This is a genomic window from Bradyrhizobium sp. 172 (genome assembly GCF_023101065.1).
Lineage (GTDB): Bacteria > Pseudomonadota > Alphaproteobacteria > Rhizobiales > Xanthobacteraceae > Bradyrhizobium > Bradyrhizobium canariense_D.
Map to the genome: position 1 here is coordinate 2,280,114 of NZ_CP064701.1, position 13,083 is coordinate 2,293,196.

General features: G+C 59.5%; 10 protein-coding genes. 3 read left to right on the forward strand and 7 right to left on the reverse strand.

Going from position 1 to position 13,083, the window contains the following annotated elements:
* Nucleotides 1-15 precede the first annotated feature (15 nt).
* Nucleotides 16-813, forward strand: a complete 798-nt coding sequence (locus IVB07_RS10760; protein ID WP_245288580.1) for a tetratricopeptide repeat protein — start codon at nt 16-18, stop codon at nt 811-813.
* A gap of 749 nt (nt 814-1,562) precedes the next feature.
* On the opposite strand, the gene IVB07_RS10765 is transcribed toward IVB07_RS10760, so the two are convergent.
* The 4 genes from IVB07_RS10765 to IVB07_RS10785 form a co-directional block, all read right to left on the reverse strand.
* Nucleotides 1,563-2,702 (reverse strand): FAD-dependent oxidoreductase, encoded by a 1,140-nt coding sequence (locus IVB07_RS10765; protein WP_247767636.1) that lies wholly within the window; start codon nt 2,700-2,702, stop codon nt 1,563-1,565.
* A 202-nt stretch (nt 2,703-2,904) separates the two neighbouring features.
* Nucleotides 2,905-3,690, reverse strand: a complete 786-nt coding sequence (locus IVB07_RS10770; RefSeq protein WP_026234034.1) for a hypothetical protein — start codon at nt 3,688-3,690, stop codon at nt 2,905-2,907.
* A 1,300-nt stretch (nt 3,691-4,990) separates the two neighbouring features.
* Nucleotides 4,991-5,230, reverse strand: coding sequence for a hypothetical protein (locus IVB07_RS10780; RefSeq protein WP_143274137.1), 240 nt, complete (start codon nt 5,228-5,230; stop codon nt 4,991-4,993).
* 184 nt (nt 5,231-5,414) lie between these two features.
* A complete protein-coding gene (locus IVB07_RS10785; RefSeq protein ID WP_083926609.1) occupies nt 5,415-5,927 on the reverse strand; it encodes a septal ring lytic transglycosylase RlpA family protein in 513 nt (170 codons plus the stop codon).
* A gap of 2,578 nt (nt 5,928-8,505) precedes the next feature.
* Between IVB07_RS10785 and IVB07_RS10790 the strand changes: the two genes are divergently transcribed.
* A complete protein-coding gene (locus IVB07_RS10790; RefSeq protein ID WP_198293420.1) occupies nt 8,506-9,045 on the forward strand; it encodes a hypothetical protein in 540 nt (179 codons plus the stop codon).
* A gap of 425 nt (nt 9,046-9,470) precedes the next feature.
* Here the strand turns inward: IVB07_RS10790 and IVB07_RS10795 are convergent, their stop codons facing one another.
* A complete protein-coding gene (locus tag IVB07_RS10795) occupies nt 9,471-9,797 on the reverse strand; it encodes a lipocalin-like domain-containing protein (protein WP_143274136.1) in 327 nt (108 codons plus the stop codon).
* Between the two features lie 775 nt (nt 9,798-10,572).
* A complete protein-coding gene (locus IVB07_RS10800) occupies nt 10,573-10,878 on the reverse strand; it encodes a phage integrase N-terminal SAM-like domain-containing protein (RefSeq protein ID WP_018460443.1) in 306 nt (101 codons plus the stop codon).
* A gap of 831 nt (nt 10,879-11,709) precedes the next feature.
* Between IVB07_RS10800 and IVB07_RS10805 the strand changes: the two genes are divergently transcribed.
* Entirely contained in the window at nt 11,710-12,720 is a 1,011-nt protein-coding gene (locus IVB07_RS10805; protein ID WP_039801407.1) for a PAS domain-containing protein, read from the forward strand.
* A gap of 70 nt (nt 12,721-12,790) precedes the next feature.
* Here the strand turns inward: IVB07_RS10805 and IVB07_RS10810 are convergent, their stop codons facing one another.
* On the reverse strand, nt 12,791-13,018 hold the full coding sequence (locus tag IVB07_RS10810; RefSeq protein ID WP_143273025.1) for a hypothetical protein: 228 nt from the start codon (nt 13,016-13,018) through the stop codon (nt 12,791-12,793).
* Nucleotides 13,019-13,083 lie beyond the last annotated feature (65 nt).

The window sequence follows — 13,083 nt, forward strand, 5'->3', positions numbered from 1 at the left end:
GGGACGGCGCCAGTTATGATCCTGCTGCTGGCCGCCCCCGCGTCGGCGCAGAAGCCGGAAGGTCAATTCCGGAACGTCGAGCTCTGCAACGCCGCTTCGTCCCCCGACCGGAGGATCGAGGCCTGCTCTGCCTTCATCGCAGCCGGCCGTGGCGGGCCACAGGCCTTGGCCATCGCCCACAACAACCGCGGCATCGCCTACGCAGCGAAGGTCGACTACGACCGCGCTGTCGCCGACTTCGAGGCGGCCATAGGCATCGATCCGACCTTCGCCAAGCCCGTCAACAACCGCGGCGCGGCGAGACTGAGGACAGGCGACTACGACGCCGCGATGGAGGATTTCGACCGAGCCATCGCCCTCCAGCCGGCATACCCCGGCGCCTTCGTCAACCGCGCCCAGGCCTGGCTGAAGAAGGGCGATCTCGTACGCGCCGAAAGCGACTACACCGCCGCGACTCGTCTGAACGCCGACATGGAAGTGGCTTGGAGCGGCCTTTGCTGGATCCGGGCGAGCACGGGCGACCCGCAAGGCGCGGTGGAAGCCTGCGACAAGGCGATCGGGTCGGGCGCGCATACGGCTGCGACCTACGATTCCCGCGCGCTCGCCCACCTCAAGGCTGGACGGACCGATGCGGCCATCGCCGACTACGACGCCGCGCTACGCATCGACCCCACGCTCGCCGCCGCGCTGTACGGTCGCGGCCGGGCAAAGATCCGCCGCGGCGAGACGGCTTCGGGAGAAGCCGATGTCGCGGCCGCGAAAGCTGTCCGGGGCGACATCGCCGAGGAATTCGCGCGCTACGGCGTACCGTAGTCCGTCCTCAACGCGTGCCCGTCGGAGAATGCCATCTCTCCCCTACCGAGAGAACCTGAGCTGCAGCAGTCGAGCAGTTTTTTTATTGATTTTTCCCCCAGCGAGCGATACCCGAAAAATGCTAAACGGTTCTGCTTCCTACAAAACCGATAAGCAGACGTACGAAACAGAGCCAGATGGCGAACTCATCAGCTTTCGAGTCAAAACGGGGTCAGTTGATCGACTGATAAGCTTTCATACGAAGCGGAGTCAGCTGGCCAACTGATAAGGTAATACGCAAAACCTTATCAGTGCTCCGCTGGTCCGGAATGTGGACGAGTACGTATCCCGCCTACCCGAGGATCACCGCTCCTCCAAACGGGAATGACCAAGGCGTTGAGGATTCTAAAATTTTCGGTGGGGTGAGGCGCGGTTGACGTGACTAACTACGGTTACAAGCTACAGGATTTGCTCGCCGCTGCGAGACCACCGCGGCACGTCCGGCCGACGAGCGTGCAGGTCGGCGGAAGGCCGGGATGTGAATCGGCATCGAAGCATGCCCCCTCCAATGTGATGTGAATCAGAGACTTATCGTGCCGATCAGCCTCGGGCCACGCCGATTCACACCACGGCTCAAGGCTCAATTCGCGCTTCAATAGTCTTCGCGCGCGAATTCGGAGGTCCCGCGCCGAAGCTCGCCGGCGCAGAACATATCGGCCAGTGACACCGCTAGGGTAACGTAGCCGATCCGGCCACGCCGCGATATCCGCTCAGGCGAATTGAGAATATCGGGAAAGCTGAAAGAAGGACTCCGCTTCGTAGGACGGATCGGTGGCCAGTCGGGCAAGCCTTTGCCCGATGGCAGGCGCGAACTTCGCACCGTGGCCTGAACACGCGGAGCAGACGATTAGGCGGGAATCCGGCCAGCGATCGATGACGAATTCCTCGCCCGCATCGGGCAGGCGGTCGGCGGGCACGGTGTTGGTGTAGAGGCAGACGTCTCGATCGATGATTGGCCCGGCCGCGCCCGGGACAAGGGCCGCCAACGCATCGCCGACCGGGCGGAGTTCGGCCTCGGTGGCCTGCGGACCCCAGTCGTCGGGGCCGACCACGGGCCCGTGGTTGTGAGGCGCCGCTTTGACGCCGCGCTGTTCGAAGTCCGGAAAGCCGTAGACCACGTCGTTCGGACCTCGGTCCAGAATGAAGATCGGGAAACGACCGAGCGCCACAGTGTCAGGGCGGGTCGGCTTGAACCAGCCGACCGCCTGTCGGGTCACGTTGAGCAGCGCGCCCAGTGTCGGGAGTGCGCGACCGAGCCATGGACCCAGCGCCAGAATCGCGCGCTCGGCGAAGAACTCTTCGGTCACCGTGCGGATCGATACGCCGTCGTGGTGCGGCGTGAAGCTCGCGCGTTCCGGAATCACACGGTTGCCGGCGCGTGAGCGCATCAGTCTCATGACGACACCGGTCCGCAGTATCGCGCCACCGTCTTGTACTACGACGTCCCAGTCGTCGGGCAGGGCGAAAGCCGGAAATTCCTTGTTCGCTACGGTCGCGGTCAACATCGGATCAGGGCGCCCTTTCGCGATCGCGGCCGCGCGTGACGACGCCACCATCGCAGAGCCGGGGAGGCCTGCCTCCAAAACAGGGGTTTCCGTCAGAACCGTTTGACGGCTTTCGGCCTGCAGCCGGATCCAACCGGCATGAGCCTCGTCGCTCAGGCTGGTGTAGTTGGGGTTTTCGAAATTGAAGCGACGGAAAATTCGACATGAACCATGTGACGAGCCTCGATCCGAACCGGGTCCGACAGGGTCGAAGCCGAGCGCATCGACGCCGGCATCCAACAATGAGTTGAGCGCTGCTCCGCCCATGAGTCCTAGACCCAGCACGGCGACTTCGCATTTTCGCATGAAGGCCTCGCGAGCGATGCTACGACTCGCCGATCATCCTGATGATTTCGCGGGTTTACAAGGTCTACGGGAGGGCGATTACGTAGCGAAAGGGACCGCGGGGCGACAGCGGGCCAGATCCGAAAGTCTGAATAGGAGCCGCAGTCAACGGCGCCCGTCTCCATAGCTTTAGTTTCGGCCGCAGGAGCAGGTCGGTCGCGGCTTAGCGCGACCATGGCCACGATAACGACGGTTGCGGTTTTATAGCTTGCGGTCTGGCAATTGGCGCCGGCTTTGGCGCCTGGGCAACATTGGCCGACTGCCGTGGACGCGGCAATGGTACTTCCTGCATGACCTGTGGCTTTTCTGGGATTGCGTTCGTACCTTCAGGCATCATCTCCTTTGGTGCTGAGGCGTTCGCCGTGGCGCGGGCGAGTTGCTCCTGGTTTGCGTTGAGGCGATCGGTGAGCGTTTGACTTTCGCGGGCCATCTGGATCTGGATCCCTTTGACATCGTCGATGACACGGCTGTTACGTGCGAGTTCTTCCTGGCCTGTCTTGAGTTGGCGCGCCACATTTTCATTGTCGTGGACCAATTTCTCTTGCGTCACGTTAAGCTGTTCGACTGCTTGCCTCAAGGCAGCGAGATCGCGCGTCATCGACTGCAGCTGCTGCGTCAAGTCGGAAACCAGGGCGATTGCAGACGGCGCCGCGTCTTTCGGCGCCGCAGCATCTCGGGGGCCCCGCGTCAGGGGTGCAGGGTCCGAAGGGGCCCTCATCGCCGGTTGTGCGGAGGACGACCACCACCACCAAGCAGCAAAGGACACAGCCAACAGAGAGCAGACGAAGGCCACGTGGGGCTGTTTCGTCGGTTGATGGTTCGTTGCCGGTGCGCGAGACGTCTCCATGGTCGGCTGGACCGAGGCACCGTCTTCCGCCTTGCGCGTCAGGTGCGAAAGCTCCTCCGCGATCTGCCGTTCCGCGACGCTGTCGTCCCGCGTGGAAGCCATTTGGTGCTCCATGTGAACCCTTGACGATGGTGCTGACTTTCGTTGTTTAGCACAGTTTTAGCCTGTGCGCTCGGGCCCAGCGCTGCGCGCGAAGGCGCCGTCGGCAAATGAGTCCGATCGCCGAAAGTTCGAGGCTGATCGAGGCAGGAAAAAGCGCCTAAACTCCAGAGCGGCGTGTGCTTATGCCGATGTATGACGTCGAATGGCAGGCTCGCGTGTCTTGCAGCGGGCGCACTCAACCTCCAGCCAGGCGAGTCCGCCACTAAGCATTGATCGATCGTCGGGCAGGGCTGCGCAGGGCCCCCGTAGCATTCCATGCGGACGGACCAGGCTTCCGCCTCCGCCCGTCGGCTTCTCGAACGGCCTCCTGGGCGCGCTCGCGGGCTCCTTGCGCATCATCATCGCGCCCATAATCCGGCCGCTCCAGACTACCTCTCCACACTTTTCGCGGAGGATTCCGCAGGTGGCTTGTGAGGCTAACCGTCAGCCGGGAGCCCCACACCTCACTTCGGGTCAAGCGCGACTGAGCCTAGCGGCTCCCGCGATCTAATGTGTCAACGTGGCTCGAACCGTAGAAGTGACAAGCTCCGCGCGGAAAAAACGCAGAGCGCTTTCGCGGAAGGGGGCGAGCTACTGGTCCCTGGTTCTCGCCGCGCCGAGGATATCCACTCCTCCGAACTCTGGGCGCTAAGCTTTCGCGAAGACGTTCATTTTTCGCAAACCGTGGACGGCTCTAGAAATAAGCTACAGTAAGGAACTACGGTAACTCGGCTAAATGGCGATACGTGATGCCACTGTGGACATCCGCCTGCAAGGATTTGAACTTCTTTGTCCTGCTGGGCTCTTCCGACTTCGACGGGCATAGTGTCCTTTGGCACGCCTCGTGCCGCTCAACTGCGAATACTTTCTGCACACGCCGGTTTCGATTGTAGCTTCTAAAATCTTCCTTGCAGTCGCTCTTCGTCGCGTTCGTGCTCGGAAGGTCGATCCCCCGCGGATTTAAGAGAGCTGCCAGCCTGCACGCAGGATGCAAGTTAGATCAAGATTTCAGAGCTCGCTGGGCGTCACCGATCTCGCAATTTCGCCTACGTGAACGGGCGCGGGAGCAGTTGGATCATCGCGGCCAACCGGGCTCAGGCCATGGCATGTAAAGACGCAGCCCTGCCGGGAAAGGCATCGATGAGCTGCAGCCGCGCCCTCTCATGCTGTGAGATAACGGCCGGCACGATCCAGACCTACAAGGCCGGCACGTAGGGCAGGGGGCTCCGGCTAATCGTCGAAGCACGGTCCGCATTGCAAGTTAGACGGGCAGCCGAAGCCAAAGGTCGTTGCTGGACAGCGTACCGGCCGGCGTGGCTATCTCCATATCGACGACGCGAAATGAGCCGGGTTGATCATCATACAGGTAACGAAGATGCCAGACGGAGCCAAGTTCTGGTGTAATGGCGAAGTCATCTAAGGCACTCGCGACGTATCGAACGGCATCGCGATGTGCTATCGGCGCGGAGAACATCGTGTCCGTCAGCGTGGCGAGGCTCATACCCTCCAGGAGCATGGTTCGCGCGACTTCGTCTCCGTGGACGAGCCTGAGGACGGATACGAGGGCCGCGATAGCGTCAGGGTTCTTTAGAGACACGGCAGATTCGTTTCAGGCCAAAAGGCGGACTATTGACGTAAGGGCGCGTGGGCGGCGGTCGCGTGTTTTCGCAGGGCATGGTCGTCCGCTACAACACCTCAGCACGAACCTGAGCCACGCCACGATTCGTAATCCCCAAGCTGCGCGCAGCCGCCAGCGAGAGGTCGAGGACGCGGCCACGGACCCATGGTCCGCGGTCGGTGATACGAACCACCACCGACTTGTTCGTCTCAAGATCAATGACGCGGACTCTCGTGCCGAACGGCAGACGGCGATGCGCCGCGGTTAGTAGATTCCGATCAAACGATGAACCGCTCGCTGTCTTGCCTTTGGAATACGAATAGTAGGAGGCTTTTCCGGAAATAACTCGATTGAAAGATTGAGCGCCTGAACGATCTTTCAGGGGCTCTTGTCCGCTCGGGCGTTGCGCTTGCGGCTCCTCCTTCTTTGTCTTATCGAGTCCTTCAGGAGCGGGCTCGGCGTGAGCGTCTGGCACGATGGACCATCTATCATTGAATGTTTGCCCAACGGCTGGGGCGGCGTGAAGCCCCGTCCAGATTGAGACCGCTGCAATCACGATCATTCCAGAAAGCGGACGCATGATCGACCTCACTACAAATCACCAGACTGACAAACAATGCAAACTCGTAAGGCGCGTTCCGGCACATCGGGATTCATGTGTAGAGAGGTCATCTGATACCGATTTGAATGTGTTGCATGGCGAAGAGTGGAAGCAGTGCAACAAGCAGATGGTCCGCTGCAGCGCATTCACGAGAACCGGCGAGCCGTTCTAGAGCTCGACGCTTTGCGAAGCAGCGTCAACCTGGCCTGGCGTGCAGGCGGTTCAGTGGCGTGAATCTCTTCGCCTGATTATAGAGACGAGCAGGACATTGAACGGGCCACGGGCAGCTCGTGGGGCGAGATGCCGCGAGCCGCCTAAGAAGCTCCGCGCGTTATCCAGCCTCGCTCGCAGTGGATCGCAACCGTACACGGCTCTTCTGTGTTATTCCAATCGCCGGCAGTTTGCGTCTTTCGCGCTTCTTCAGCGAAACTGCCTCGGAGCAATTGCTATGAACATAAATCTCCGAAACGAACTCGCGAAGTTGTTGGATGACGTCCAAATAACGCCAGAAAATGTCGGACCTCAGCAGTTGGCTACCACTTCTCCCACAGGAATGCATGCGCGAAGGAGGCCGGTGACATAGGGACTGCTCTCAGCTGGCGCATGCGCTCTGGTTCCACTGGCGTTTAACGTGGCCGCTGTCCTCTCTCCTCACTAAAACGGTTGAGCAAAGAACCAAAGGCCGCCTCAGTTGGCGGCCTTTTTACAAGTAGGGTACGCCAGTTTACGTGAACGAAACCTCTGATCAGTAGCGCCGATAGTACCGATGGGCATAAGGCCGACGAACGACGACTACGCCGCGGCGATAGGCAGGACGATAGACCGGGCGGGTTCGGACGCATCCGTGCCGGCCGCAAACCAGAGCTACCGTCTCAACGTTCGCGATGTTTGATTGTCCCAACGGAGCAACGGGCATTGCCGATGCCGTTGCAATTGAGAATGCCGCCCCACCGAGAACGGTTATTGCGGCAAGTGTAAGTTTGTATTTCATCCATGCTACTCCGGCGGAGCCCATCCCCGCTGACCAACCTTAGACGTTCCTTCCTGAACCTCGGATGACCACGCCGCAGCTTTCGCGCGCGCCCTGGCTGGCTGTATGTTTCGGCACAATTGGGCCACGCGCGAGGGGTTGTTCTCTCGATCCTATCCGTCGGGCGGCCGCGCGGTGGCTCTGCGACATGGCTTGCCAATGAAGTTCACGCTGGCGCGCCGATCACCTCGTATTCGAAGCCGACGCCCTCCCGATCGTTCTCATCAATCCAAGCCTGCGCCACCTCCTCTGTAGCGAACCACTTTCGGCGGGGGCGAGGCGCGCCATTACAGATCCTCGCGCAAGGAGGATCTTGTGAATGCAGCGCGCGTCGCGCGGAACGGCCCCGACCCCTGCGCAAGCATGGCTCACCGGGGAAGGGGCGCCCCGGTCCCCATTGCGGAACGAACTCCAACCGAAACGGATATTCGGGTATTCGGGTCCGTAGGCGCCGGTTGGTTCCTAAGCCATAGGTCGATCTTGGGAGCCTCGTAAATTGTTCTAGAGTACTGCGATGGCTGGCAAGAGAACGTCCGAAAGAGAGTTCCTGCCCTCCTAAACCAAACAGGCGAGGTGGAGGCGCGGCAGGTTGTCCAAGAGCAAGTCTCGATCACCAGCCGGCGCTCGTCAAAGGTTCGAAAGTAAGATGAAACGAAGGCCGTCACAGTTGGCGGAGTCGTATTGTAGCTTCCGGCACTTGGGAACTGCCATGCGGTACGTTGCGTATGTGGTCGATTTATCCGGCGTTGCTCGGGCGGTTTATCAAGACAGTCCGACGGATGAAGGCGCCAGAACGCGAGCAGAGAAATTTCTCGATACGTACCCCGCCGTAGAGGTGTGGGATGGTCCTCGCAGAATTGCCCGGCTGGTGCGTGAGAGCTCGGGCTGACCGGTCGAGAAAAAGCGAGAGCTACGCCGGGTTGGTTCGGATCTGCTTACGATCATGAATTGACATTTCGCCGCGGCTCGTGGCTTCCAAAATCTTCATGGCGCGCAGGAACGAGCGGTTCGACTTTTAATTGTTGCCCGAGCAACCGTCCAGGTGCGGGAACCTCGTGGCATTAACATCGACGCGCGTGTTATGACGACTGTTCAAACGGCCTTGCTATTGCGGCCGCAGTGCACGCTCTGCACTAGATCGTGGGCGGTAATCGACACATCAAGCATCAGAGGGCACGGCGGATGTAACCGGCTCGACGATCTTAAGGGCCCGACGTGGAATGCGTCGGGGCCGTTTGTTAGGGCTCCATCTACACCGGCAGCCGCTCAGGGGCGCGAAGCGGAAATTATATCGCTTCGATCCGAGCGTTGCCGGTGGTCACCCCGGAGCAGACTTGACAAGTCGGACGAGTGCAAGGCTCTCTCTCTCTCTCTCTCTCTCTGCGAGTTAATCAGATAGCGTCGCAACGTCTGGCCGTGAGGGTTGACGATATTGGACCGCGATCGCTGTTAACCTTGGCCGCTTTTCGGCCAAATTGTTGTTTGTTGCTTGGTACTCGGGGCAGGACCTCATTTTGGAGCCCTGCAATGTTCAAGCAAGTATTTTCTGCGTGTCTCTTCGTTGTCCTCAGCTCGATCTGTTCGGAAGCAAGACCCTACCGCATCGGCCACGCGCCCGAATGCAACGTGATCATGCCATGTGACTTCTCGTCCGCGCAGACGCGCGGCGAACGAATTTCGCAATATTCACTGCAGGCGTATCGTCCCAAACAACTCGTAGTAACCGCAGCCAACAGCTTGGCGATGAGTGTCCCTGCTGAGAGCCGGATCGCCGGGGGTCGGCCGCCCGGCTGCCCGGCGGCATTCTGTGGTTGTGGCGCAGCGCTGCGCGTGTTTGGTCGTGTGGTGCCTGAACTAAACCTCGCAGCCAACTGGCTACGCTTTCCGCGTACGTCGCCGTCGCCCGGAATGGTCGCGGCACGCCGTGGGCACGTCTTCGTACTAGAACAGCATCTCAGAGGCGACATTTGGATGGCGTATGACGCCAACTCAGGCGGACACGCGACAAGGATGCACGCGCGATCGTTGCGCGGCTATACAGTTGTCAATCCACACGTTGCGGCCTGAAAGAGCGCGCGCCAGTTGGTGTACCGGTTTGTCGCTACCCGAACGTCAGCGCGTGTGCCCACGACCGCCGCCTGTGGCGCACTGGAAGGGACGGCCCCCGACCGCCAGCCCCCGTGTTGGTCGGGGCCGATTTTCGTCTGGTGCCCAACGCTCTGACACCATCTGACGAGAACCAGCCGGTTGGTTTTCCGGTTTTTTACAGAGTGGCGTTATGTCGCGTGCGATTGCCACCGTTCAAATTCGACTGGGGCGCCGCTACGCGCTTCCAAGTGGTTCGCAGCGTCATACCGTTTGGAGTTCAGGGATTGTCGAATTTTAGTTCGTCTGAGTTTAGCAAAGTAATCGTTCTTTTCTGATTGGGAATGGCGGCGACATTCGCGGAGGTGCTGGCTGCAAGGTTGACCATCATACCTTTTGTATTTTCGTCAACCGAGTATGTGCCGTAATAGGCAAATGCTTGACGCCACGATACTTTGCGCCTCCTCGGGCGTCGCCTTGGCTCGGTCATTAGCCGCAATCTTTGGAATTTCCGCGCGCGATTGGAAAAGCGAGAAATGGCCATCATCTGAGAAAATCATCACACCCTTTGGGGAAGGACCGAAGGGTTCGCCTATTTGGCCGTCGTCCATTTCACTGGTAACAGCGACTAGCGTCCACGCACCAACAAGCTGTTCCTTAGCCGACTTCTCTTGCGCGAATGCTGCGCCCGACAGGGCAAGCCCAAGCCCGATAGCAACAATGGCTTTGTTCATTATGTCCTCCACCACAAAATTTAATTGTTCAACTACGGTCACGTGAGATCAAGGTCGGCGTGAGCTTCGGGGTCAAAATCGGCGATGAAAACCCACACGATGCCATTCCGATCTAACCTGGACAGCGGGCCCACCCACAGACACAGACTAGCCGCAGTACCCACGTGCCAACCGCCAACCCAGCAGGAATGCCGGCTGATCTCCTACCCAGATGTGTGTCTCGGGATCATCGACCTGCGGCGGAGAGCGGGTCGGCCCACCCGTAAATTTCCCAAGTGCCGCGCCTGCCCCTGATCTGGTACGACGGCCCCAGCTCACCGGAATGAGGCGCATTCGGCCAAATGGATGATCTCGCAATGCTTCTCGCCGAGCTGGAGCGGTGCAAGGCAGAGTTCGAGCACCTGCAAACGGAGCTGAATTCCCCAAGGGGCGCCGGCCCAGTACAGCCAACAACGCTCCAAGATCTGGCGCGCCGGATGAGCGAGATCGCGGCCCGTCTTGAAGCTGCAACGCGCGCGATCTCAAAGGGACCTGCCAGCGGAATACATTGAGCAGTTCCGTAGCGCCCTAGCGAGCCGGCCATCTCCGGTTTGAAGCCAGAACGGACTTGTCCACTTCGCGGAGTACATGGTCTAGTTCGCCATTGGCCGTTGCTCAAGCACCGCAACTCTCCGGCTTGCGCAGGATCAAAACGGACAGCCCCGTTCTCACTAGCCTCACACCTAGCCGAACAACCTGCGGTTCAGTCTGCTGAGGTTATGGGCGCCCAATTGACCTACCCCGATGGAGCGCCGCGCCTGTTACGCCAGTACTCTCGCAATGGCATCCCGCAAGGTTTGCCGTGCGAACGGCTTGCGCAAATAGGCGACGCACCCGGCGTCCACCGCCTCAGGGCCTCGGTCAGATGCAGCTGGAACGCGCGCAGCTCTTCCGCCGTCGCACTGTCGGGGGGAGGGCTGAGGAAAACCCTAAGCCTCTTGACGGCGCGGATGTACTCGCGTTGCGTATCGGGTACGAACCTGCGCATGTTCATGTCGTCGAGCATGCGTTGGCGCAGCGGGCTGATGGGCTTCTCGCTCATTGGGGGCTCCTGTCTTGAGGTTGGAGTGCTTGACCCCTCGATCCTGCAGACGGAGCGCCCGCCCGTCACCTGTGCTCGTTCAAACGGTTACAGCGGTAGACGTGATCGGCGGACCGCGCCGCCAGCCCTCCCGCGAGAGCGGGTTCGTTCTTTGACCCGAAGCCGAAGTTATCAGTCAGCCTTTCATGCCATCCAGACCGGGATAATCTTTGTAAATGTTTTCCTGAAGCACGGAGTCTATTCCGAGAGATGATATCGCCGACCGATGTCCTCAATCTCAGAAACTCAGCTACTGGAGATTCTTGGGCGAGCGTGAGCGCCAGGGATAACTCTCCATGATCCGATCTACGTGCTGTTTAAATCGTGTGGCTGATTTCGCGTCCATAGACCATCTCGCGGCAACAGGGCCTGCCTGGTAAGAGGCCCCTCCAAATATCTAGAGCGCTACTCTACCGCTTGGCCCAAATGCGAAGTGCACGACGTCCGCTATTTGAGTCGCTATCGGGGGAAAAGAGGACGTCGCACACAATCCGCGGGTCTTACTGTGCTAGAAATCCGAATGCGACAACCAGTGCCACCATGCTCGAGAAAATCAGCAGTGCCGGAAGGGATTTTCGGGTCATTGGCCTCGTCGAATGGCGCGCAGCCGATTGGCCGGGTTGAGGTGTAGGCGGTCTCTAGGACCGCACGACGTTGCCCTCTCTCGTTGGCGTTGCCCGTGGAGAGACGTTCCACCGGCCTGCGACCGTATGGCCGGGTTCACTCAAACATCAGTGTTGAATTGTTCTGCAATTGAGAGTTGAATGTTTGTATTTGAGAACGGGGGTTAATTTGCTGCAGCTGGAGGCACATCTCGGTATATCCGATGTGCTTCGTTTGATTGAAGAAAAGCTGGGAGCAGGTGTCTGGCGCTGTGATGCAGCCGGCCAGATGCAATGGTCGCGTGGCTTTTTTAGGCTGCTCGGATTGGATCCGCATGCGGTGTCGCCGTCATACACCGAAATCCAACGAAGGATTCATCCGGACGATCGCGGTCCGACTCGCGGTCCCAGCGAGTTGATGATAGATCGGACGTTGCTCGACGGTGAATTTCGCATCATTCGGCCCAATGGCGCTTTGCGCTGGATTAACTGCCATACCGAAGTGCTACTGAATAGCGCAGGTGAGCCGGAATGTATTTTGGGGATCGCTCTCGACATTACAGCGCAACGTCGGTTGGTCCAGACGCTGCGAAGTGACGCCGAGCGCTACAGCGCTTTGACCCAGGTGGTAGGCGGTCTGCTGTGGATCGGTAGTTCCGACGGTCGAATCACGGCACTGCCGAATGGCGAGAAGACACCAGAGGCGCATCGGTTGCTTGGCAAAGGCTGGGCTGATCTTCTTCACGAAGACGAGCGTGAGGCGGCCTTGAGAAGCTGGACGGCCTCGGTCGAGACCGGACGGCGGTACAGCGTCGAGCATCGCCTGCGAGAGCCCGACAATACATATCGGTGGTATCATTGTACGGCCGTGCCTGTCACCAATGCGGACGGCAGCATCCAGGAATGGATGGGTCTCTCCATTGACGTGCATCAGGAAAAGCTCTCCGTTCAACACGCGGCAACATCGCAGCTTACGGGCGCGCAACTGCGCGCAGCCCGCGGCATCCTAAATTGGTCTGTGAAACAATTGGCCGCGCGAACGGGGATTTCGTCCGCCATCATTCGTCGGCTTGAAGAGTACGATGATGCTCCCCCAATGTCGGACGAGACGACGGAGATTCTTCGTCGCGTCTTTTCGGATGCGGGAATCGAGTTCTTGTTCCCGTCTGTCGGCGAGCCTGCAGTTCGGCCGCGACGATGATTTGAGACAAGTTGTCGCAAGCTGGCTATCTCACTTTCCATAGGTAGCTTTGGAAGGACCGTCTTGGGGCTCAGTTTTTGGGTTGCTCGCGCATTTCGCGGCCGGGCGAACCAAAAATTTGCGAAATGCGCCGAGCTAATTTCGTCATACGCGCTGAAGCAGCAATTTTTGCGCGCGTGAGGAAAATCAGGGTCGATTTCTTCTTAACCAACTCGCAGCCAATTGTCTTCACCATGGTCTGCACGCTCAAGTAGGGACGGGAAACCTGAGCTACTGTTTTATTATCGAGTGACCCCACGAGGGATCTTTTTGCCATCTGACCTAAAAGCCGCCGTCGGTTGCGGCGACTAAGCGCGTCACATC